Annotated in this window: 25 protein-coding genes and 1 pseudogene; 12 read left to right on the forward strand and 14 right to left on the reverse strand. The window is 68.3% G+C overall.

The features are described from left to right. Positions 1-20 precede the first annotated feature (20 nt). From D5S19_RS13970 to D5S19_RS13980, 3 genes are all read right to left on the reverse strand, one after another. On the reverse strand, positions 21-878 hold the full coding sequence (locus D5S19_RS13970; RefSeq protein WP_199730491.1) for an alkaline phosphatase family protein: 858 nt from the start codon (positions 876-878) through the stop codon (positions 21-23). Next, positions 875-2533, reverse strand: coding sequence for a fibronectin type III domain-containing protein (locus D5S19_RS13975; RefSeq protein ID WP_120023775.1), 1659 nt, complete (start codon positions 2531-2533; stop codon positions 875-877). The genes D5S19_RS13970 and D5S19_RS13975 overlap by 4 nt, the downstream gene beginning before the upstream one ends. Before the next feature lie 277 nt (positions 2534-2810). After that, positions 2811-3023, reverse strand: a complete 213-nt coding sequence (locus D5S19_RS13980) for a hypothetical protein (protein WP_147397390.1) — start codon at positions 3021-3023, stop codon at positions 2811-2813. A gap of 328 nt (positions 3024-3351) precedes the next feature. On the opposite strand from D5S19_RS13980, the gene D5S19_RS13990 reads away from it, so the two are divergent. Beyond that, positions 3352-3624, forward strand: coding sequence for a hypothetical protein (locus D5S19_RS13990; protein ID WP_199730492.1), 273 nt, complete (start codon positions 3352-3354; stop codon positions 3622-3624). A 232-nt stretch (positions 3625-3856) separates the two neighbouring features. On the opposite strand, the gene D5S19_RS13995 is transcribed toward D5S19_RS13990, so the two are convergent. The 5 genes from D5S19_RS13995 to D5S19_RS14005 form a co-directional block, all read right to left on the reverse strand. Next, positions 3857-4879, reverse strand: coding sequence for a terpene synthase family protein (locus D5S19_RS13995; protein ID WP_120023777.1), 1023 nt, complete (start codon positions 4877-4879; stop codon positions 3857-3859). Between the two features lie 204 nt (positions 4880-5083). After that, positions 5084-5512 (reverse strand): hypothetical protein, encoded by a 429-nt coding sequence (locus D5S19_RS31675; RefSeq protein ID WP_147397391.1) that lies wholly within the window; start codon positions 5510-5512, stop codon positions 5084-5086. A 669-nt stretch (positions 5513-6181) separates the two neighbouring features. Next, entirely contained in the window at positions 6182-6433 is a 252-nt protein-coding gene (locus tag D5S19_RS33130; protein WP_233573886.1) for a hypothetical protein, read from the reverse strand. 18 nt (positions 6434-6451) lie between these two features. Further along, positions 6452-6769 carry a hypothetical protein gene (locus D5S19_RS33135; protein ID WP_233573887.1) on the reverse strand — a complete coding sequence of 106 codons (318 nt, stop codon included), beginning with the start codon at positions 6767-6769 and terminating at the stop codon, positions 6452-6454. 300 nt (positions 6770-7069) lie between these two features. After that, complete coding sequence (locus D5S19_RS14005) at positions 7070-7705, reverse strand: HSP18 transcriptional regulator (protein WP_120023778.1); 636 nt, start codon at positions 7703-7705, stop codon at positions 7070-7072. A 101-nt stretch (positions 7706-7806) separates the two neighbouring features. Here D5S19_RS14005 and D5S19_RS14010 point away from each other — a divergent pair, with 101 nt between their 5' ends. The 3 genes from D5S19_RS14010 (at position 7807) to D5S19_RS14020 (ending at position 9526) form a co-directional block, all read left to right on the forward strand. Further along, positions 7807-8247 carry an Hsp20/alpha crystallin family protein gene (locus tag D5S19_RS14010; protein ID WP_120023779.1) on the forward strand — a complete coding sequence of 147 codons (441 nt, stop codon included), beginning with the start codon at positions 7807-7809 and terminating at the stop codon, positions 8245-8247. Between the two features lie 10 nt (positions 8248-8257). Next, positions 8258-8548 carry a hypothetical protein gene (locus D5S19_RS14015; protein ID WP_120023780.1) on the forward strand — a complete coding sequence of 97 codons (291 nt, stop codon included), beginning with the start codon at positions 8258-8260 and terminating at the stop codon, positions 8546-8548. Positions 8549-9067: 519 nt separating this feature from the next. Then, the gene (locus tag D5S19_RS14020) at positions 9068-9526 is read left to right on the forward strand and encodes a DUF6292 family protein (protein ID WP_147397392.1); all 459 of its coding nucleotides are present in this window, start codon (positions 9068-9070) and stop codon (positions 9524-9526) included. 72 nt (positions 9527-9598) lie between these two features. Here the strand turns inward: D5S19_RS14020 and D5S19_RS14025 are convergent, their stop codons facing one another. Then, entirely contained in the window at positions 9599-9925 is a 327-nt protein-coding gene (locus D5S19_RS14025; RefSeq protein ID WP_407641748.1) for a helix-turn-helix domain-containing protein, read from the reverse strand. A 956-nt stretch (positions 9926-10881) separates the two neighbouring features. Between D5S19_RS14025 and D5S19_RS14030 the strand changes: the two genes are divergently transcribed. From D5S19_RS14030 to D5S19_RS31985, 6 genes are all read left to right on the forward strand, one after another. Then, on the forward strand, positions 10882-11313 hold the full coding sequence (locus D5S19_RS14030; RefSeq protein WP_120023798.1) for an Hsp20/alpha crystallin family protein: 432 nt from the start codon (positions 10882-10884) through the stop codon (positions 11311-11313). A 146-nt stretch (positions 11314-11459) separates the two neighbouring features. Further along, positions 11460-11837 carry a hypothetical protein gene (locus D5S19_RS14035; protein ID WP_120023783.1) on the forward strand — a complete coding sequence of 126 codons (378 nt, stop codon included), beginning with the start codon at positions 11460-11462 and terminating at the stop codon, positions 11835-11837. After that, positions 11837-12037 (forward strand): hypothetical protein, encoded by a 201-nt coding sequence (locus tag D5S19_RS14040; RefSeq protein WP_120023784.1) that lies wholly within the window; start codon positions 11837-11839, stop codon positions 12035-12037. The genes D5S19_RS14035 and D5S19_RS14040 overlap by 1 nt, the downstream gene beginning before the upstream one ends. A 10-nt stretch (positions 12038-12047) precedes the next feature. After that, a complete protein-coding gene (locus D5S19_RS14045; protein ID WP_147397393.1) occupies positions 12048-12488 on the forward strand; it encodes a hypothetical protein in 441 nt (146 codons plus the stop codon). 3 nt (positions 12489-12491) lie between these two features. Next, positions 12492-12836: a DnaJ domain-containing protein gene (locus D5S19_RS14050; RefSeq protein WP_120023786.1), complete on the forward strand. Its 345-nt coding sequence runs from the start codon at positions 12492-12494 to the stop codon at positions 12834-12836. 190 nt (positions 12837-13026) lie between these two features. Further along, a complete protein-coding gene (locus D5S19_RS31985) occupies positions 13027-13176 on the forward strand; it encodes a hypothetical protein (protein WP_158605536.1) in 150 nt (49 codons plus the stop codon). Positions 13177-13204: 28 nt separating this feature from the next. Here the strand turns inward: D5S19_RS31985 and D5S19_RS14055 are convergent, their stop codons facing one another. Then, complete coding sequence (locus D5S19_RS14055) at positions 13205-13804, reverse strand: Rv1733c family protein (RefSeq protein WP_456061907.1); 600 nt, start codon at positions 13802-13804, stop codon at positions 13205-13207. A 201-nt stretch (positions 13805-14005) separates the two neighbouring features. On the opposite strand from D5S19_RS14055, the gene D5S19_RS14060 reads away from it, so the two are divergent. Continuing rightward, positions 14006-14413 carry a CBS domain-containing protein gene (locus D5S19_RS14060; RefSeq protein ID WP_120023788.1) on the forward strand — a complete coding sequence of 136 codons (408 nt, stop codon included), beginning with the start codon at positions 14006-14008 and terminating at the stop codon, positions 14411-14413. Here D5S19_RS14060 and D5S19_RS33140 read toward each other — a convergent pair. Next, entirely contained in the window at positions 14371-15054 is a 684-nt protein-coding gene (locus D5S19_RS33140; protein WP_233573889.1) for a hypothetical protein, read from the reverse strand. The genes D5S19_RS14060 and D5S19_RS33140 overlap by 43 nt on opposite strands. A gap of 771 nt (positions 15055-15825) precedes the next feature. Here D5S19_RS33140 and D5S19_RS14070 point away from each other — a divergent pair. Next, the gene (locus D5S19_RS14070; RefSeq protein ID WP_120023789.1) at positions 15826-16293 is read left to right on the forward strand and encodes a universal stress protein; all 468 of its coding nucleotides are present in this window, start codon (positions 15826-15828) and stop codon (positions 16291-16293) included. A gap of 105 nt (positions 16294-16398) precedes the next feature. On the opposite strand, the pseudogene D5S19_RS34145 reads toward D5S19_RS14070, so the two are convergent. The 3 genes and pseudogenes from D5S19_RS34145 to D5S19_RS14085 form a co-directional block, all read right to left on the reverse strand. Beyond that, a pseudogene (locus tag D5S19_RS34145) lies at positions 16399-16728 on the reverse strand (inorganic phosphate transporter); the annotation flags it as partial. Positions 16729-16811: 83 nt separating this feature from the next. Further along, positions 16812-19169 carry a phosphoketolase family protein gene (locus tag D5S19_RS14080; RefSeq protein ID WP_120023790.1) on the reverse strand — a complete coding sequence of 786 codons (2358 nt, stop codon included), beginning with the start codon at positions 19167-19169 and terminating at the stop codon, positions 16812-16814. A gap of 2 nt (positions 19170-19171) precedes the next feature. Next, a partial coding sequence (locus D5S19_RS14085; RefSeq protein ID WP_147397395.1) for a universal stress protein occupies positions 19172-19296 on the reverse strand: 125 nt, incomplete at its 5' end.

Genomic DNA, 19296 nt, shown 5'->3' on the forward strand with positions numbered 1-19296 from the left:
GGAAGCACGTGCTCGCACAGTTACCGTGGACCCGCCCAGATATCGGCGATCGGGGCCGCCCGCCTGCTCTGCCCCAACGGAGGCAGGCGATACATCTCCTCCAGCGTGCGCAGCACCCGGTAGTGATCGACGTATTCGCCGTAGTCACCGGGCACCACCATCGGGCCGGCCACAATCGTGGCGATCTGGTTGGACGGCGAGTCCTCCGATTCGTCGAAGGTGATGACGAGCAGGCTGTTGTGTGCGTGCGCCCAGGAGACGTAGCCGACCATGTTCGTGCGCAGCCACGCGTCTCCAGTGGACACATCGCAGCTGTGCATGTCGTTGCACAGGTTGGGGATCACGAACGAGACGGTGGGCAGCCGCGCGGGGTCGGCCGGGAACTGCGTGTACGGCAGGTTCACCGATCCCGGCAGATTCGTGAAGTCGGCCCACGGGGCGTGATCACGGTCGTAGTGACCCGGAAAGCACCCTGCGTACCCCGTGCCGGGCAGGTCCTCGGAGTAACCCGCGAAGCCGAGATGCGCGGCGGCCAGTTCCGTGCCGAGATTGGGCGTGGCGAAGGAGTGCGGGCAGGAGTCGTCGGCGATTCCCTGCGTGTCACCGGAAAACAGCGCGAGGTAATTGGGCTGGCTCGGATGGGTGATCGCGTGCGAGTCGCTGAACACGGCGCCCTGCCGGGCGAGCGACGTAAGATAGAGCGCGTCCGGGGCACCGATGATCTCCTCGGCGTTGTGGTTCTCGAGCACCACGACCACCACGTGGTCCGGGGTCGGCAGTGCCCGCGCCGGCCCGGGCGCCGCGGGCGCCGGCCCGGCCGGCGATGCGCACGCCGCCATCAGCACCCCGGCGAGGACCAGTGCCAGGCCGCCGGTCACCCGGACTGGAAAACGGCACACAGTGCGTACCAGTCCGATCCGGTGGCGAGCGTGAACGGCGCGTGCTGCGTGCCCGCCGCACTCGCGAGGATCCCGGCCAAGTCGGCGGATTCACTGCCGTTGTGGACCTGCAGGGCGAACGGGACGCCCTGGCTGCTGCCCGGCGTGACGGTCAGCGGCTGGCCGCCGGTGATCAGCCCGCCGATCACGAGCTGGCCGGCACTCTGCGCCGCGGTGGCACCTGAATCCGCGGTGGTGCCGATCCCCCGCGCGACGACGGCCTGCTTGAGAGGCGCGCTGGTGGCCACTCCGGCGTACTCGCCCGCGGCACCCGGCAGGTAGGTCGCCGCGGCAGCGGACAGGGTAATGGTGAGCCCCTGCGGTGCGGCCTTCGTGTTCGGCAGATGGAAGAACGCGAGATCGCCGCCGCCGTTGGTGAACGTTTCCGACACCGACCGGGTCCACGCGCCGTTGACATTGTCCGAAACCTGAACCTGACCCGGCGAGTCGTACTGGGCGAACCAGCCCGCCAGCAGGTCGCCCGCGGCCACCGGCCCGGACAGCGTCAGCGTGGTCGAGGTGCTCCTGGTACCGGGCGAATCGGCGGCACCCTGGACGAACCTGGGCGACGAGTTCGGGGTGGTCACCGCCAGCGCGGTCGACCGCGCCGAATGATTGCCCGCGGCGTCGAAGGCGTCCACGGCATAGGTGTAGCCGGTTCCGCCGGACACGGTGCTGTCCGAGTAGGACGTGGTGCTGCCGGTGGTGCCGATGGCGCTGCCGTTGCGGTACACCGTGTAGCCGGTGACCCCGACGTTGTCGGTGGAGGGCGACCACGCCAAGCTCACGCTGGTCGTCGCGACGCTCGTGGCGTGCAACCCGGTGGGAGTCGTGGGCGGCTGCGTATCGCCGCTCGACGCGGGCAGGAACACCGCCGCCACGGCGTACCAGTCGGTCGAGGTGCCCAGCGTCGCCGTGCCACGTTGGCTTCCGGCGTTCGACGCGGAGATGTCCTGCTCGTATGCCGAACCGCTCGATGTGCTGCTACGCGCGACGTACGGTGCTCCCTGGCTGCTGCCGGGGGCGACCGACTGCGGGTTGCCTCCGGTGACCACCGCCGAATAGACCAGCGCTCCCGCACCGACCGCGGCCGTGGGGCCGGTGTCCACCGCGGTGCCCACGCCACGGTTGGACACGATCTGGGCCAGCGGCCCGCCGACAGCGACACCGCTGTACTCGGCGACCGTCCCCTGGAAATAGGCCGGCGCACCGGCGGTGACGGTGACTGTCAGACCGGTCGCCGCGGCTTTGCTGTTCGCGAGGTAGTACAGCGCGATGTCGCCGGTGTCGTTCTGAAACGCCGTGCCGGCGGGCGCGCGCGTCCATGTTCCATTCACACTGTCGGACACCTGGACCTGCCCCGCCGCGTTGTACTGGGCGAACCAGCCCACCAGGAGATCCCCGGCGCCAACCGGGCCCGCGCCCACCTGCGTCGACGCCACCCGGGTACCGGTGGTGAACGCCTTACCCTGCACGAAAGCGGGGACCGCGGCTCGCGCGACCCCAGGCGCGAGGAGGGTGGCACCAACGACAGCGCCCGCGGTCAGCGCGATCAGCAGTCGCCGGTGGTGTCCGGCTCGATTCGTATTCATCATCGATCACCCACCAAACAGGCGCAGCTATCGCTTATGGCGTCGTCACGGCGCCGTCCTCCGTTACACACATTTCGAGCGCTGTTCGGACACGAATTCCGTGTCCGCCACCGACTCGACGACGGATCCGGCTTCACCGAAACCGGCTTCGCCGACCGGAACGAGGCTGAAAACCGCGCCACCACCGCTTCGCCGACCCACGACTGGCCGAAACCACCATCGACTAATGGATCCGCCAATGGCCGCAGGCGCACCGCGTGACCGACATCACCCGGGCAACCTACTCCTCGGTCAAACCGGCGATGGGTTCGTGATAGGCGGATTCCGCACGTTCCAACGCGAGACCGCGATCGGCCATCCCGGCCGCCGCGCCCCTCGGCAGCAGATCCACCGCGGCCACCATGATCAGGCAGGCGTCGACGATCGACCCGGTGATCTGCCCGAGGTAGCGGTTCGGCGCCACCTCGGACAGCTCGGCTTCCCGCACTGACATGCGGGACCGTAGGTCGGGTCCGGGTCGGGTCCGGGTCAGGTCCAAGGAATCCCGGAAGCCGGGACGACCACTTTTTCGTACCCTGCTGCAAGGCTGTGAAGGGTCCCTTCACAGCCTTGCGCGCCGGGCGGGGCGACGTCGGCACGACCGCGGCAGTGCCGGGAGATCGTCGAGCGGACGCGCGCGGAACTGGGCGGGCTGGACCTCCTGGTCAACAACACGGCGACGCAGTGGCCGGTGGACCGTGTGCGTGCCGAAAATGTCGTCCGTGCAGGTCAGTGGGGTCAGGTCGCGAGCGGGCCGCAGTCGAGCATGATCGCGGCTTGTGATGGCCCGCTTCGTCTACTTCGCTGTCACCCACGCCTTCGCCGTACTGCTGTTGTTGCCGATGACCGACCGCGGCAAGAACATCGAGATCCTGGCCCTACGCCATCAAATCACCGTTCCGCAGCGGCAACTGGGCGATCAACGCCCACGGCTACGACCCGAGGACCGGGCATTCCTCGCCGCACTTCTCGCGCCGCTGTCCCGCAGGACGCTGCGCCGGTTGCGTCTGCTGGTCAACCCGACACCGTCCTGCGGTGGCACCGCGACTTTCTGATGAACCAGCTCCGGGTGGCGCGCCACGTAGCCGCGACGGGGCCGAGCCGAATCTCGACAAGGTCACCGTGGAGCGGCAGGGAGGCCCGGAAACCCCACGGGTCTCTGACGAGTTGCAGGGCATGTCCCACCAGAGGCAAGCCCCCCGGGCGCGACAGTCACCGTGTGACTCACGTCGTCCTCCCTCGCGGGCAGCGGTGCTGGCGACTCGGCCACCAGCGTAGCCCGGATACTCAGGCGCGCCAGACGAACTCAGAGCTTGCGTATTCGGGTTCCACATAGGCTCCCGGCCTATAGCGCGACGAGTTCTTGATATGCCAGGAATAGACGCCCTGCAGCATGGCACCCAAGTCTGTGACGTACTCCTGGGCCATCCTCTGCCATTTCCCGAAAACCGGAAGATTGTCCTGCAGAGTGATGAACTCGTCGAGATCGCGGTCGTGGAAATCCACTGCCATCCGGTAGGCGTCTTCGATGGATACGCCATGTTCGTGCTGCAAGGTGATGACCAGGTTGATCACATCGCCCTTACGGGAAAGTTCTTTGGGCAGCGAGATGATGTCGTTGTGCCAGCCGATCATACGGGAGGCCAGCAGGTGCAGCCGGAGCACGATCGGGTGCTCAAGGACCTCATCGGGCAGAGCACGGTAATCCTTCTGCATGCACAGATACTTGGCGAACGGCAGGCCGCCGCTGGTTTCGGCGCGGATCACTTCGAGCACGGGCAACGGAGCGGGTTGGTTCCGGGCGATATACCGCTTCTCGTCCTGGAAGCCAGCGAGCAACGTCCCGATCACGATGACGAACTTCCGGTACAGATGCTCCGGCATGCCGCACAGCCGGGCGTCCTGCCGAATCAGCTGGAACTGCCGGTAGATACCCAGATCCTGCGGCGCCACGGTCTCGGCGCCGGACAAGAGCGCCATGATCCTTTTACGGATGGCGCCCATCTCACCATGATCGGCATGGTCAAAGTAGTCGTCCAGCATTGCTCCGGAGGAGGCGAAGCGGGCGACCGGACGCAGTTCCGGGAGCGTGAGGTAGGGGAAACCACGCGCGGCGATGTCGGTCAGCCGGTGCTGCTTATGTCTGGACCTTGCCTTTTCCGAGTGGAAGCCGTAGTCGTCGTCGATCCACCTCGAGCACTCCTGGACCAGATCTTCCATGGCCGGGTTGACCAGATCCTCGAAGGGATACGAAGGGCGGGGCAGGTCGGCGAATCGGGCGTACAACTGCTCTTCCGGCGTGCTGGGCATCGACGCTCCCTCGATCCAATCGAGCCGGCATTCTGCTGGGGAGGCGCGAGTGAGTCTACCTCCAGCATGCCCGGTGTGAAACCCAAGCAGTGTGCGCGAGGCCGGCGCCCCACCTGAACGGCAGCTGCAGCTTGGAGCCGGTAAGGGCCGAATACGAGTCAGGACCGTTACGCTCTGTCCCCTGGGTTGGGAATGACTGGTTCTTCAGGTGGAGAATGACTTTGTTGCGCCATCGATCGCCCCCGATGTGCGGAGAGTTGACGACCGATCGTGACCATTTTCTCGTATGACGGTTCCCCAAGGGCCGCGTTGACCAGCTGCTATTTCACGAGGACCGTTGTCGGGTGGAGCTGTGCCGACACCGGTACGGGAGACGACGATCACCCTCACGGCCAATGTGGACGCGAGGTCGCGGCAGATCGCAGAGTTGACCACGGCAGGGTACGAAATGGTGAGTAGCGCGATGCAAGCTGAGGACGGCGCCCCACCGATGATCGCGGCGAAGTCGACCATCCCGGCGACATCAGGACCTTCGATGATCGGATCGGCGAGATCGCCCGCTCCGCTGGCACGAAGGGGCACCGAGCCGAGCGCGGTGAGGGGGTGCGCACCGGCGAAACCCGCGACGCCCATCTCGTGGTCGCCTCGGGTAAGGGAAGGCCGGATTTTCACCCCCGGCAAGTCGTCGGGCCTGCGATCCCGAAGGGCTCGGCACTCCCTGACACCACCCACAACAGGCGGTTGAGTAACGACACCCGCAGGCTTCGCTTCACACTACGGACCGCTCAGTCGCTCCCCCTTAAGGGCTTTCGACACTGGGCTTCGACCCCGCCCGTTTCCAAACGAGACCGCCAGTCTGCTACCGGGCCTCCTGACAGCTACCCGGACCGGACTCACACCGGCAAGCGACGACGAGCTGACGACACAAGATCAACCTCCTACACGGTCAACCTCCTGTCTGCTGGGCGCACGAAAAAGGTTCACTGAAGATCTCCGGAACCTTCCGATCCGAAGCCAGCGGGCAGGCCGGGGCACGGGTCCGCGGCTGCGTCTCGACCGAACGCAAACACGGACTCACCGCCTTCGAAGCGATCCTTGCCGCCATCACAGGAAACCCCTTGACATCAACACCTTCACCAACCACCTGAACAGCTGCAGTGCCGGTTCTTACCGGCACCAGCACGCACAAGGTCTGCCAGACTCACGGTACCTTGGCGATCACCTGGCTCCGATGAGGTTCAATTCGTCGCGGATATGGGGTTGACCCGTTTTGACGGACAGGGGCGATGAGGTGGTGTCAGGCTACCTGAGGCCTGGTTGCAGCACGAATCGGTGCTGCCCGTCCGACCTGTCACGCCGGATGGTCAGCGTGCTGATCCCCGGCGACATCAGCAGCTGCTGAGGGTCGAAAGGATCACCGATCGCCGCGCGCAAGGGAAGAGCGTCCCAGCCGGGCACTGAGCGGTGCGAGGCCAGCCACGCAGCCTTGAACTCGTGCGCGAGGGCCTGCTTGAGTTCGAACACCTCGAAGAAGGTGGTGGTCCCGAATCTCAACGCCAGTCCGTGATCGGACTACAGGCCAAGTAGCCGGTAGCTCAGCCGGTTCTCCAGCAGCCGTGGTCGGACGAGGTCCCGCACCGCTCGGCTGTAACCCGCGTACAGCTGGCCCCGCTCAATCAGCGGCAGGACGTGCTCCAACGATCCCAGCGGGCGAGTCGGCCGCTGCCCGTCGGACCACGCCAGCCGCACCGACTCCAAGAGGACTGGCTGATCAAGCAGCCAGCCAGGGCCGGCGAGTACGTGACCGCCGGGCGCCCGTTGTGATTCCGGATAGAGCCAGGTGGCCAGCTCGGTCAGCTCGCGACCTCGTACCCCTGGCGCGTTCCGCACGTGGAGCCACTCCTGCTGGCTGCGCCGTATTCTCTCTGCTTTGTTGCCGTGTCTCGATAGAGCATTGTGCTGGGCGGTGACCAGCTACAACTGTGTTGCTCGCGTGGCCACCAGTCGATGACACCATGGAGCGCGCCGTCGCCGGCATCCTCGCCGAACTCGGCATCCCCACCCCGCACCCGACTCGCCGGCCGCCGTCCACATAGGACGATGTCGCGTGGCCCGCGGACACCGGTCCAGCGCCACCGAGCCTCGCTGAGGTCCCTGGCGACGGCGAGATCGACGATCGGGGCTGTTGGTCTAGTGCTCCGCTGCCGGGGGCGAGCTCGACCGCATCAGGTGGGTGGTGTGGCGAATCTGCGTCGCTTGGTCGGTGAGGGACTGGACTTGGGCGGCCAGGCTGGCGTGTGTTGCCTTCAGGTGGGTGTGTGTGTCCGTCAGCGGGGGCAGAAGGCTGGCCGGATCGTCCTCGGCGAGGGCCTGACTGACCTGGTCGACGTGGTGCTGGGCGTGCGGGGACAGGCCCCGCACGGAGCTGACCTGCCCCGCCAGCTGGCGCAGGACCGCGGCGTTGTCGCGAGCCCATGCGGCGACCGCCCGGTCACCGGCGCGTTTGTCGCGCTGGGCGCGGACCCGTTCCTCGCCGGTCCGCTCGCCGGTGTCGGATGGCCGCAGGCGCAGGTAGCGGCGTTCGGCGGCCTGGCGGCTGGTGACGCCGAGCGCGGGAGCCAGGGCAGCCCAGCTCACCTTCTGCTGGCGGGCCGCGGTGATCAGCTCTGGCTCCCAGTCGGCCAACTCTTCCCGCAATTCGCGCAGCAGCGTGAGTGCCGCCACGAGCTCGGCGGAACTCATCGCGCCCGCGCGAGCTCGGGCCAGCACGCCCTGGACCAGGGCGAGAGCCTCAACGGCGGCGTATCCGCCACGATCATTCAGCATGTCATCCTTTCGGCGACATCGGCACTTGTCATCATCTCAACGACATGATAGACCTGTCGTGTGCGTCGACACCAGAGCCGACACGACAGGGAGGAAACGTCATGTTGATGCGCACTGACCCGTTCCGCGAGTTCGACCGACTGACCCAGCATGTGTTCAACAACGCCGCGGGAACCTGGTCGCGTCCCACGGCGATGCCGCTGGACGCCTACCGCGCCGGGGACGAGTTCGTCGTCGCCTTCGATCTGCCCGGCGTCGACCCGGACGCGATCGAGTTGAACATCGAGCGCAACGTGCTGACCGTCAAGGCCGAGCGTCGGCCCACCGTGACCGACGAGTCGGTGGAGATGCAGGTGTCCGAGCGGCCCTTGGGCGTGTTCTCCCGGCAGTTGTTCCTCGGTGACACCTTGGACACCAGCCAGATCAAGGCCGCCTACGAGGCGGGTGTCTTGACGCTGCGGATCCCCATTGCCGAACAGGCCAAGCCCCGCAAGATCGAGATCAGCGGCGGGCAGGCCGCCCGCAAGGAGATCAACGCCTAGCCCGGTTGCCGTGATCGCCAGGGTGTCGGATGCGTGGGCAGACCCGCAGGAGGAGTTCCTCGCCCAGCTGTGCGCGGACGAGGATCTGCTACGCGCCGAGTTCGACGCGAGCCGTGCAGGCGAACTGGGACCGGGTCACGCCGCCGAGACCGACCCCGCCGAGCCGGCCCTTCGGATGGTGGCCACGGCGACCGCCGTCGCGGACGACGTGGGCAGGATCGATCCGTCGCCGGTGCGGGCGGATGGGCGGAGTCGTAGGGCGCCGGGGGCGGTCGCCGGCCCCCGCGACCACTGCCCATGACCGAAATTCCGGAAACAGCCAGGAAAGGACGGTGATCACAGGAGGACAACGCGGGACGTGCCGTCAGGCCGTTCGCCACCATGAACACGACACCGCGGGCCGCCGCCCCCGGGTCCGCCTGCGCCACAACGGCGCGATGAAACGGCGAACCGTACTGGCAGCATCGTCGATGCTGGGTGGTCCCGACAGACAGCCGGGACCACCCAGCAGTCTGCCCGGCCAGCAGTCTGCGCACAGAGCACTGACGACTCGCCGGCGCACCGACAATGATCGGCACACGCCGGTCCAGCACGAACATCAGCCTCCCATTCGCCGCTGCCCAGTCCGCCGCGAGGTCCGCAGCCGCCGCGTAGGCACCGTCCGCTACCCGCGGACCACCCCCACCCGAGGACATCAGTGACAACGATTCTGGCTGCTGAACAGCCGCACCACACCGCCCGCCTGTCACACCCGGCCACCTACCCCGCAGGAGCGGAAGATCCTGGCGGTCCGGTCGACCGGGAATGTGCGGTGATCCCGATGCCGTTCGTCGAACACGCTGACGGACGAGGAGGGGACAACGAGGTTCCGCCCGAGCTGGCCGAACACGGCTTACGCCGCTACACCGCCCGGATCGCCGCCGCGGTGGGCGCCGGAGCGGAAGCGGCCTGGTGCGAGTGGGCCGATGCGCCCAGCGCCTACATCGCACTGGACCAGAGGCTGCCGAACCATCCAGACCGGGACGCGGCGCTGATCTGGACCGCCGAGCGCGGCTGGGCGGTCGCGATGGAAACCGGCTGCGGGGAGGACCTGCTGATCACCGCGTCATTGAGTGGCGACGTGCTGGCCGCGCCCGAAACCGTCGCCACCTGGTTGCGCGCCGTGCTCACCGGCACGTCCTCCGACGCGCGCCGGGATCCCAGCGCGGCGGTGAGCACCGATGTCATCCGCCGGCTCGCGGACTGGGCCGGGCGCGAGCCGAGTCTCGACGGGTCGTAACGGCTGACGGAGCGGGCACCGACGGGTCACCGGAACGCGTCGTGCCCGGTGATCACTGTTCAGTGTTGTTGCTCAGTGTTGTTGCTCAGTGTTGGTGCCGAGTTGGCCGCGCAGTTCGGCGATCTGGTCGTGCGCGGCGGCGAGGTCGTCTTCCAGCCCGATGATCCGGGCGGTCGCGGCCAGGCTGTGGCCTTCGTCGAACAGGGTGCGGATGCGGGCGGCGAGGTGGAGTTGGCGGCGGCTGTAGCGGCGGTGTCCGCCTTCGGAGCGTTGGGGGCGCAGCAGGTTGGCGGTGTCCAGGCTGCGCAGGAACGCCTGCCGCACGCCGAGCAGGTCCGCGGCCTGCCCGGTGGTGAACGCCGGGTAGTCCAGATCATCGAGGTTGTCGAGGTTGTTCACCGCCACAGGCGAGGCACTCCTCCTCGTTGCCGGGAGGCCACCGCGAGTGGCCCAGCTCCTCCAGATTATCTTCAGCGCACGCTTGACACAATCTACAGTCAGCGCTATAAGAAAAGTATCGGTCAGGAACCTGGTGACGGTGACCCTGGGAGTGATCGAGATGGACGGCATGAGCGTTCCCCACCCTGCGGGAACCGAACGCGGGAGCCTGTCGGAGACCAGGCAGCACGGCTTCGCCGAACTGATTTGCGCCGACCCAGCATGGGTGCGCACGGAGTTCGACGCGATCATCGCCGCCAACTTCGGTGCCGCTGGTGAGCTGCCCGAGGTACCCCCACGCCGTCCATCGCGTCCCGCGCGGGATCACCGCCCTCGCCCCGGCTATGCCGGTGGCAGGTTCGGTTCACCTGCGTGGGCGGGACGAGGTGACCTCGCCCGCACGGTCCGCCAGGTGGGGGCTCGGGAGCGGTCTCCTCCGCCACCCCGTGCGGTGCCGTGCGAGAGCCGCGCGGAGGCCGTCGAAGGAACACGATCGGAGAAAATCTGGTGGCCGGCAAGGAGGTGATGACGGGAGGGCACGGCGTATAGGTGTGAATGAGTCCACTGTGGACAATCAGCCGAGGTGCTCGCCGGCAGGCACACGCGAAGAAACGCCGGCCCGGCGTCTCGTGACGCAATCCAGGCGATACGTCCCGGCACGACTCGCACACCGATCGCCCGTCGCAGGCCCTCCGGGATGAGTCGCGTCTTCCGCTTCCTCGACAGTTGAGTCCGATCCGCCCGCCACAGCCCGCGCGCTGCGGCGGGCATTGGATTGTTCAGGTAAGACCTCACGCAGCAGAAACCGAAAATCTTGTATTGCCGGGAACAGGAAACTTGAGTGGACCGTTGTAAAGAACGAGAGGCGGGTGGAACCGCCGATCCCGAACCAGATGGTGTGGAAGGAGACTCTGCAAATGTTGATGCGAACCGACCCGTTCCGTGAGCTCGACCGGCTGACCCAGCAGTTCTTCGGCGCCAACGGGACGCTGACCCGCCCGGCGGCGATGCCGATGGACGCCTACCGCGCCGGCGACGAGTACGTGGTCGCCTTCGACCTGCCCGGTGTGCACCCGGACTCCATCGACCTGGACGTCGAGCAGAACGTGCTGACCGTCAAGGCCGAGCGTCCCGGCCCGGCCGCGGAGGGCGCCGAGTACCAGGTCGCCGAACGGCCCCGCGGGGTGTTCAGCCGGCAACTGTTCCTCGGCGAGGCCCTGGACGCCGAGCACATCCAGGCCAACTACGAAGCCGGGGTGCTGACCCTGCGGGTCCCGGTCGCCGAGCGCGCCAAGCCCCGCAAGATCGCCATCAGCGCCAGCAGCGACACCAAGCAGATCAACGCCTGAGCACGTCCAGCGCGCATCGGCCCCGGAGACCACACTGGTTCTCCGGGGCCAGGCCGCAACCGGTGCTGACCACCGCCAGTGCTCAGCACCGTCGCGCCCCCCAGCGGACCGACGACAGGGACAGCGCGGAGTGGAGGGAGGAACCGATGCTCGACAAGACCCATCCCCACGATGGGGCCACGTCGGCCAACGGCGGGCTGATCACCACGCTCGGCGATGCTCGACGCCTGCTCGCCCACACCGTGACCGCCCTGCGCACCGACGCACCCGACGCGGTCGACATCGCCGCCGCCATCATCGGAACCCACGAGGTCACGACCGCCCTCGCGGACCTGGTGACCGCGGTGATGGACCACACCACAACCCTCACCGACCGGCACGACCCCGAGACCAGCACCGAGGTCCTCGCGGACCTGCGCGCGCTGCACGGGTGCCTGACCACCGGCGCCCTGTTGCTCGCCCCCGCACTCGACGACCTCCGTCCCCACCCCGCAGGCACCAAGCCCACAAAGGGAGGATCGTGATGAGCCTGGACAAGCCTTGGAACGACGTGGCCGACCAACTGCGCCCCGCCCAGCCCGATCTCGATTCCCCGGACGACGAGTTCGACCTCGTCGTGGAGCCGGTCACCGAGCCGATCGACGTCATCGAAGCCGACCCCGCCGACCAGCGCCGCGCCGGACGACCGCCTCGACGATCAACTGTGGCCCCGACCGCCACGTGAGGTGTTGGTGATGAGCGATACCCGCCCACCATCGTCGCCATCCACGGCGAGCACGATCACCGCAGCGCTGGACAAAGCCACCCGCGCCGTCTATCAGGCCGTGCGCGAGCGCGGGGAATCCGACCGGCCACCCCTTCCCGGCGCCGTGCGCGCCGGGACCTGGCAGCTGATCCACCTCCTCGGCGCGCTCGGCGAACTGGCCGCCACGCTGGCACCCCACGTCGGCAGCTACCCGCAGCGCTACCGGCTGCACACCGACGACGACACCAACCCGGCCCAGCACGTCGCGCACGCCTGCCGGGAGCTGGCCGCCCTGCGCCACGCCCTCGAAAAAGGGCAGCGCGCCGCCCGCGAGATCCACACCGCGCTCAGCCACCTCAACACCCTGCCCCCACCGGATCATCGTGAGTCCGGATCAGCCGGCAACACCGAACGTGACGAGGGACGCTGACTCATGCCGCCATCGCCTTCCCCGCCGCCGCGCGACCCGTACCAGATACTCGGCATCGCCCGCGCCGCCACGCCCGCCGAGATCGCCGCCGCCTACCGAGCCCTGGTCCGCGCACTGCACCCCGATGCCCTGGACGAACCCGCCGATCCCGCCCGCCTGGCCAAGGTCCTGGCCGCCTACGCCCTGCTGCGCAACCCGCACCACCGCGCCACCTACGACCGCCAGCATCCGGTAGCCGCGCCACCGCCGGAACCGGGGTCCACGTCGATCCCGGTGCGCGTGCATCCGACCCGTCCGCGCCGACCACCCGACATCCGCGTCGGCCCGGTCCGCCACCACCCCGAATAACCACACCGCCACCGCGACACACAAACAGGCATTCCAGGATTGCTGATCCGCCATTCGCGGCACTAGCAGGCGGCATGATCTCCAACACAACGGCAGGCCAAGAAACGGGACACGTGACCGTCCAATTCAGACTCAAGGTGGACCACCCCGGTGATCTTGGAGGCCGTTGGATCTGGGAAGGATCTACGGCATGGCACGACCAAGCAAGTACCCGGTGGAGTTGAAGGAGCGCGCGATGGCGATGGTGCGTGAGCTGGAGCGGGAGCTCGGCCGCGGGAAGGGCGCGATCGCGCGGGTGGCCCAGCAGCTGGGTGTGAACCCGGAAGCACTGCGGGCCTAGCCCGGCGACCTCCCACGACCTGCCCGTGTCAGGAACGCATACGCTTTGCCTGGTAGTCGTCCCACTCTCGCTGCCATTCCGCCCAGCGACGCCGGTTCAGCCCGAACACGACGGCAGCACACAGCAGCGCCAGCACCGAGCATGACGCGACCCAGAGACTCAGCCCCGCACACACCGCGTCGGCCAGCACACCCGGCCCTGTCAACGGTGGTGCGACCACCTGGCCCGAGCGGTCGATCCAGGTCGGGACTTGATCCCCGCGATGGGTACCACTTTCGGCAGTCACCATCCCCACCCGGCGGCTGCCATCCGGTGCCCGCCAGGTCGCCTCCGTGGGCGCCGAGCCGGCAAGGACTCCGCTGCGCCCGCCGAAGGTGACCGGCGGTCCGTCGGCCAGCAGAGTCGCGGTAGCCGGACTGCGATCCGCGAGCTGGTGGACCGACACCTGCTTCTGCCTGGCGTACAGCTCGGAACCCGCGGCAGCGCAGAACGGGATCGCCGCGAGGCCGATCAAGACGGACACCAGCAGCAGCGCGGCTTGAACGCGGTCCGATGACCGGGCCACAGACCTACGCCGGGGAACGAGCAGACGCCACCACCGCCATAGGCGGTTCGCAGACGGGCCCATGTCTCCCACCTCCGTGGTTCCAGCCCCTTCATCCTCCTCAGAATGAATCTGCCCGGCGCCGGCCGCGAAGAGGCGTTCTGCCCGATACAGCAAGGTCGCCGGACCCGGTTGGCGGGGATGACAGCGGGGACCAAAGACCCTTGGCTCACCGCGGCAGATGAGGTGATCGTCGAAGCGACTCCCGAGGAAAGGAGACCCACAATGCAGACGCGCGACATCATGACCACACCGGTCATCGCGGTGACTGCCACGGCATCGTTCGCCGAGGCATCACGGCTCATGACCCGGCACGGCTTCACCACGGTGCCGGTCGTCGACAGCCGGGGCAACCTGCTGGGGCTGCTCAGCGAGGAGGATCTGATCCGTGCCGGATTCCCGGATCAGGCAGATCCCGACGCCGAGGTGCTGCTCGGCCGCAATCGCGTCGTGGCCTCCGTCATGCGGGCACCCGACCTGGCTGCGCAGGCGGATCTCGACGTGGCCGATCTCGCCAACCACATGGCCGAAGCGAGAGTTCGCGCGCTGCCGGTAGTAGAGGGCCGAACCCTCGTCGGCATGGTCACGTATCAGGACGTCCTCCGCGTTCTCCCGGCGGCCGGACTGTCCTGATCGGACAGTCGGCGGACCGGCGGGTCCGGCTCCGCCCGCACCATTGCCGCCTCAGTGACCGGCCTGTCCGCGGTCGTGCGCACCGGCAGCCCGTAGCCGATCCGCAAGAGCGCGTGCACTTGTCCGAGGCCGTGGAACAGTGCCAGCAGTTGCCTACGTGTGCCGGGCGTTTCGAACGGCTGGGAGAGGACCGAGGCCGCCAGGCCGTCGGCGGTCGCGGTCAGCAGGACGCGTTGCAGGGCCATCCCCGCCCGGACCTCGGCGGGCGCACCGCGATCGCAGGTCAGGACAGGGCCCTGCCCGGCTTCCCGCGGTGCCGTCGCTTGGCTCTCGCGCGAGGAGCGAGGGGAAAGGACACCCGGCGCGTCACCCTCAGGTACGGAAACCGTCGTGGGCACATCATCGGCGAGGCCCGGCTCCGGTCCCGCCCACCTCTCGGTCTCCGCGGGGAAGGCCGGATCGCTGGCCTGCGCGAATTCCGCGCGCCGGAGGAGTTCCGTGACCCGGGGATATCGGCTCGAAGTGTCCAAGAACTCGAGCTGCCCGCCCTCCGTCCGGGCCGCGAACCGCGATTTCTCCTGAGCAGCGGCGGAAACCGGCCGATCGAGCAGCGAACACCGGTCGGTGTGCCGCCGGAACACCGCGCCGAAGAGCTTCGGTCCACTGTGGATGCCTGAATTCCTCCTTCGAGCGTGAGCACAGCCAGCAGGTTGCGCTCGGACCGGTCCGGCAGGATCCGCAGGCGAGTCCGCACACCATTCACTCGCAAGGTGAGCACCAGGTGGCAGACCGCGGCGCCACAGGCCAGACGGGCCTCCCACCCGGCCGAATCCGCGCCCGGGAGGATCCGGTCCGGGTCGAGCCGCACCTCGATCCGCGGCCCGTCCACGGCGAACCGCCACGGCTGGGTGTTCCGCGGAGACGGAGCACGCACCGCGGCGGCAAGAGCCCGGTCGATGGCCGAGGGAACGGGAACGTTCATCGCGATCTCCGTGGGAGTCCGTGGATGCTGCTCGCAGCATCGCCTCGGGTGGCCGCGCGCTGTACCAGCCGGCCGTCACGACTTCGAAGGACCACCATCCCGGCGCCATTCGATCGCATCGGTTGCCCGCGGGCTCCGCACTGTGTCTGATGTGGACAGTGGCAGTCAGGATCACGGTGAGGATCAGCGAACAGGTGATCGCGCGCACCGGGTTCACCAGTGCCCACCTCGGCCATTCCCCGGCGCCACGGCCCGTGTCGTGCGTCGACGGAGGACGACCGGCGGCTCCGAAGTACTCCGCAGGATCGAGAAGGCCGAAAGTCACCACCCACACCGTCACCATTCCCGAGTCCGCCGATGACCTCCGGCCCTATCCGCGCGCGCACGCTCTGCCGCACGATCGTCCGGAAGCCGAGGAAAGGGGCGCTTCATGAACTCCCCCGGTCGCTTCATCATCGTCGGTGTCGACGGTTCACCACACGGCGATGCGGCGCTGCGGTGGGCCCTCGGCGTGGCTGCGCAGCCTGGGGACCGTGTGCACGCCGTCGTGGTCCGGCCCGCCGAAGGATTGCTGCCGGGGACATCATTCGCGCTCCAACCTCATGGACGCCAGCCGAGTACCGAGCCGCTGCCGCGCGACCACGTCTCGAGCATCCGGCAGGAATACCCCGATGCGCCGGAAGTCACCGTCACCACATCACGAGGAGACCCGGCCACCGAACTGGTCACCGCGGCCACTGACGCCGACCTCCTCGTGGTCGGCGCGCGCGGCACCGGGCCGGCGCGGGAACTGCTGCTGGGCAGCGTTTCGCGGGAGTGCGTGCGGTACTCACGCTGTCCGGTGGTGATCATCACTCCGGAAGCGGCACGCCAACCGGCACCCGCAGCCCGCCGATGAAGTCTCCTCAAGCCGCGCGGGCACACCGGTGAACAGTCCCGGTCTGGTGGCCGCGACCGTGAGCAGGCCGTCCATCTTGTCGCGGGTGCCGATCAGGACTGCAGATCACGCATCGTCTCCCGCAAGCTCAGCTGCGACAGAGTTCCGGACAAATGACCTTCGCCTCCGTGCACCCTTTCCGCGGGGTACACCCTGCGGTAGCGACTCCGGCCGACTCGCCGTCCTCGCCAAGGCCATTCCACGCCGCACACCAACCGCGGCTCCCGCGGGAGGCACGTCCGGCCGCGGCAGCGGCACCACTCCGCCGACCGTGTCGGCCACCGTCGTCCCGGCGAGTACCGGACCCGCGACGTGGCAGACCGCGGCGAGCGCCAGTGCCTGCCCGGGACGAGCCGCTCTGGTCGCGACCAGAGCGGCCACCGAATTCGCCGAATCGTGGAAACCGTTCGTGAAGTCGAAGACGGGGTGATGGCGATCGTCACGATCACCGCCACCCCACTACTCATCGCGCCGCCCGGCTACCGCCTGGGCCATCGCCATTCCCGGACCTCGGGCAGGTCCTCGCCGTGCTCGGTGATCCAGCTCCGGTGGCGTTCCCGCGTGCGGGTCATCCGCTGCCGCAGCGGGCCCGCGGTGGCGAGCAGACCGGGCACCCGGTCGATCACGTCCACCACGAGCTGGAAGCGATCCATGCGGTTGAGTACCAGCATGTCGAACGGTGTGGTCGTGGTGCCGCGCTCGACATAGCCCCTCACATGGAACCCGGCGTGGTTGGTCCGGCGGTAGGCCAGGCGGTGGATCAGCCACGGATAGCCGTGATAGGCGAAGATCACCGGACGGTCCGGGGTGAACACCGCGTCGAACTCCCGGTCGCCCAGGCCGTGCGGATGCTCTCCCGCGGGCTGCAACCGCATCAGATCGACCACGTTCACCACTCGCACGGCCAGCTCGGGCAGGCTCGCCCGCAGAATGGACGCGGCTGCGAGCACTTCGAGGGTGGGTGCGTCGCCCGCGCAGGCGAGAACGACGTCCGGTTCCCGGCCCGGGTGGGTACTCGCCCACTCCCAGATGCCGACGCCCTGCGCGCAGTGCAACGCCGCTTCCCCCGCGTCCAGCCAATTCGGTGCCGGATCCTTGCCCACCACCACGACATTGACATAGTCCCGGCTACGCAAGCAGTGCGCCGCCACCTCCAGCAGCGTGTTCGTGTCCGGCGGGAGGTACACCCGCACGACCTCGGGGGCCTTGTTGGCCACGTGGTCGACGAAACCCGGGTCCTGGTGGGAGAAGCCGTTGTGATCCTGGCGCCACACATGAGAGGTCAGCAGGTAGTTCAGCGACGCGACCGGACGGCGCCACGGAATCTCGCGGTGTACTCGCAGCCACTTGATGTGCTGGTTGACCATGGAGTCCACGATGTGCGCGAACGCCTCGTAACAGGAGAAAAGCCCATGACGGCCACTGAGCAGGTACCCCTCTAGCCAGCCCTGGCACAGGTGTTCCGAAAGGACTTCCATCACCCGGCCGTCGGATGCCAGGTGATCTCCCGCCGGGCCGGGTGGCAGCTGCCAGGCCTTCCCGGTCACCTCGTACACCGCGTCGAGCCGATTGGACGCGGTCTCGTCCGGCCCGAACAGCCGGAAGTTCGCCTGCTCCGCGTTGCGCCGGAACACCTCCCTCAGGAACCGGCCCAATACCCGGGTCGGTTCCGTGGTGACCGCTCCCGGCTCCGGGACTTCCACGACGTGCTCGGCGACAACCGGCAGCGCGAGCGGGCGCACCAGGACCCCGCCGTTCGCGTGCGGACTCATGCCCATCCGGCGGTCACCGCGCGGGATCAACGCGGTGACCGGCGCGGTGGGGCGGCCCCGGTCGTCGAAGAGCTCATCCGGCCGGTACGACCGCAGCCAGGACTCAAGCTGCCGCAGGTGCTCCGGATCCTCCCGGACCCGGGCCAGCGGCACCTGGTGTGCCCGCCACGTGCCCTCCACCTGCGCGCCGTCCACTGTGGCCGGACCGGTCCAGCCCTTCGGCGAGCGCAACACGATCATCGGCCACGGCCGTCCTCCCCGGTGGCGCCGCAACGCGGCCAGGTCGGCTACGACGGCGTCCAGCGCGGCGGCCATGGCCTGGTGCATCGGCGCGGGTTCGTCGCCCTCGACGTAGCTCGGGGCCCAGCCGGCCCCGCGCAGCAACGAGTCCAGCTCGGACGGCGGAATCCGCGACAGGACCGTCGGATTGGCGATCTTGTACCCGTTGAGGTGCAGGATCGGCAGCACCGCGCCGTCGCGGCGCGGGTCGAGGAACCGGCTCGCCTGCCAGCTCGTCGCCAGCGGCCCGGTCTCGGCCTCACCGTCCCCGATGACGCATGCGACCACCAGACCGGGGTTGTCGAACGCGGCACCGCACGCGTGCGCCAGCGAGTAGCCGAGTTCACCGCCCTCGTGGATCGACCCTGGCACGTGCGGGGACACGTGGCTCGGTACCCCTCCGGGGAAGGAGAACTGCCGGAACAGCCTGCCCATTCCCTCCTCGTCCCGCGAGACCTCGGGCCACAGCTGCGAATAGCTGCCTTCCAGCCAGGTGCTCGCCAGCAATGCCGGACCACCGTGCCCGGGACCGGTCACGATCATCGCGTCGAGGCCGTGTTCCAGGATCGCGCGGTTCAGGTGGGCGTAGACGAAAGTCAGGCCGGGGCTGGTGCCCCAGTGTCCCAGCAGGCGCGGCTTGATCTGCCCGGGCCGCAACGGCTCCCGCAGTAACGGATTGGCCATCAGATAGATCTGACCGGCGGCCAGATAGTTCGCCGCACGCCACTGTGCGTCGATCTGCGCCAGTTCGGCGTCGCCGAGTGTCGCCGCCGCAGCGGCGGGCATGGTCACTGCTTGCGCTCCGGTCGTATCACGAGCACTGGGCACCAGGCATGCTGGATCAATGCCTGGCTGGTCGAGCCGAGCAGCATCCCGGTGAACCCGCCCCGGCCCCGGCTGCCCACCACCACCA

It is taken from the genome of Amycolatopsis panacis (assembly GCF_003600245.1).
GTDB lineage: Bacteria > Actinomycetota > Actinomycetes > Mycobacteriales > Pseudonocardiaceae > Amycolatopsis > Amycolatopsis sulphurea.

What these genes read in the sequence shown, in the direction of transcription:
- D5S19_RS14055 (WP_456061907.1), bottom strand. Translation starts at nt 13,804, where the DNA reads ATGGGCCCGTCTGCGAACCGCCTATGGCGGTGGTGGCGTCTGCTCGTT.
- D5S19_RS14045 (WP_147397393.1), top strand. Translation starts at nt 12,048, where the DNA reads ATGAGCGATACCCGCCCACCATCGTCGCCATCCACGGCGAGCACGATC.
- D5S19_RS13995 (WP_120023777.1), bottom strand. Translation starts at nt 4,879, where the DNA reads ATGCCCAGCACGCCGGAAGAGCAGTTGTACGCCCGATTCGCCGACCTG.
- D5S19_RS14020 (WP_147397392.1), top strand. Translation starts at nt 9,068, where the DNA reads ATGCCGTTCGTCGAACACGCTGACGGACGAGGAGGGGACAACGAGGTT.
- D5S19_RS14035 (WP_120023783.1), top strand. Translation starts at nt 11,460, where the DNA reads ATGCTCGACAAGACCCATCCCCACGATGGGGCCACGTCGGCCAACGGC.
- D5S19_RS14070 (WP_120023789.1), top strand. Translation starts at nt 15,826, where the DNA reads ATGAACTCCCCCGGTCGCTTCATCATCGTCGGTGTCGACGGTTCACCA.
- D5S19_RS14060 (WP_120023788.1), top strand. Translation starts at nt 14,006, where the DNA reads ATGCAGACGCGCGACATCATGACCACACCGGTCATCGCGGTGACTGCC.
- D5S19_RS13990 (WP_199730492.1), top strand. Translation starts at nt 3,352, where the DNA reads ATGGCCCGCTTCGTCTACTTCGCTGTCACCCACGCCTTCGCCGTACTG.
- D5S19_RS13980 (WP_147397390.1), bottom strand. Translation starts at nt 3,023, where the DNA reads ATGTCAGTGCGGGAAGCCGAGCTGTCCGAGGTGGCGCCGAACCGCTAC.
- D5S19_RS14040 (WP_120023784.1), top strand. Translation starts at nt 11,837, where the DNA reads ATGAGCCTGGACAAGCCTTGGAACGACGTGGCCGACCAACTGCGCCCC.
- D5S19_RS31675 (WP_147397391.1), bottom strand. Translation starts at nt 5,512, where the DNA reads ATGGGCGTCGCGGGTTTCGCCGGTGCGCACCCCCTCACCGCGCTCGGC.
- D5S19_RS14030 (WP_120023798.1), top strand. Translation starts at nt 10,882, where the DNA reads ATGTTGATGCGAACCGACCCGTTCCGTGAGCTCGACCGGCTGACCCAG.
- D5S19_RS13975 (WP_120023775.1), bottom strand. Translation starts at nt 2,533, where the DNA reads ATGATGAATACGAATCGAGCCGGACACCACCGGCGACTGCTGATCGCG.
- D5S19_RS31985 (WP_158605536.1), top strand. Translation starts at nt 13,027, where the DNA reads ATGGCACGACCAAGCAAGTACCCGGTGGAGTTGAAGGAGCGCGCGATG.
- D5S19_RS14080 (WP_120023790.1), bottom strand. Translation starts at nt 19,169, where the DNA reads ATGCCCGCCGCTGCGGCGGCGACACTCGGCGACGCCGAACTGGCGCAG.
- D5S19_RS14005 (WP_120023778.1), bottom strand. Translation starts at nt 7,705, where the DNA reads ATGCTGAATGATCGTGGCGGATACGCCGCCGTTGAGGCTCTCGCCCTG.
- D5S19_RS14050 (WP_120023786.1), top strand. Translation starts at nt 12,492, where the DNA reads ATGCCGCCATCGCCTTCCCCGCCGCCGCGCGACCCGTACCAGATACTC.
- D5S19_RS14010 (WP_120023779.1), top strand. Translation starts at nt 7,807, where the DNA reads ATGTTGATGCGCACTGACCCGTTCCGCGAGTTCGACCGACTGACCCAG.